This is a genomic window from Variovorax sp. 10N432, from assembly GCF_056394465.1.
Genome location: NZ_JBFTHX010000123.1, coordinates 1 through 993, shown reverse-complemented (window position 1 = coordinate 993; position 993 = coordinate 1). Strand labels below are relative to the sequence as shown.

The window sequence follows — 993 nt, the reverse complement described above, 5'->3', positions numbered from 1 at the left end:
AACTCGGGCGAGAAGGTCGTGATCTACGACAACGGGGTGAAGATCGGCGAGACCGATGTGAACCCGGACGGCTCGTGGAGCTTCACGCCCGACCTGGGCAAGGAATTGAACGATGGCCCGCACCACGTCGAGGCGACCAACGTCGACGCGGCGGGCAACGAGAGCGCCAAGTCGAACCCGTTCGAGTTCACGGTGGATACGCAGGCGCCGACCCAGGCGACCACGATCGAGGGCGTGTACGACGACGTCGCGGCCGACGGCAGCGTGCTGGCGACGGCCGAGAAGATCGGCAACGGCGGCTACACGAACGACACGACGCCGCAGCTGCGCGGCACGCTGAGCGACGGGCTCAACGCGGGCGAGAAGGTGGTGATCCTGCGCGATGGCGCGGTGATCGGTGAGGCCACGGTCGACGGCACGGGCACGGGCTGGAGCTTCGACGACGCGGGGCTTGCCGACGGCAAGACCTACATCTACACGGCGCGAGTGGAAGACCAGGCTGGCAACCGGGGCGGCATATCGAGCGACTACCTGGTGCACGTGGACACGTCCGAGCCGTCGCAGACGGTGGTCATCACGACGGTGTGGGACGACGTGGCGCCGGGCACTGGCGACGTGGCCAACAACGGCACGACCAACGACTCGCAGCCGGAGCTGCGCGGGACGCTGTCGTCGGCGCTGGCCGGCAACGAGACGCTGGCGGTGTATCGCGACGGCGTGAAGATCGGCGAAGCGAAGGTGAGCGGCACCAGCTGGACCTTCGAAGACACGACGGGGCTGGACAGCGGCACGAGCTACAGCTACGAGGCGCGGGTGGAAGATGCGGCGGGCAACCTCGGCGCGTACTCGTCGCCCTACGGCATCACGCTGGAGCTCATCGGGCCGGACAACCGGGCGACGATCACGGCGTTGAACGACGACGAGGCGCCGGTGACGGGCCCGGTGGCGAACAACGGCTGGACGAACGACCTGACGCCGCAACTGGAAGGCACG

General features: G+C 68.2%; 1 protein-coding gene. It reads left to right on the top strand.

Annotation, left to right across the window (positions count from 1 at the left end; translation table 11 throughout):
• The coding region (locus AC1DF3_RS36925) for an Ig-like domain-containing protein (RefSeq protein WP_478142804.1) at nt 1–993 on the top strand (993 nt) is incomplete at both ends.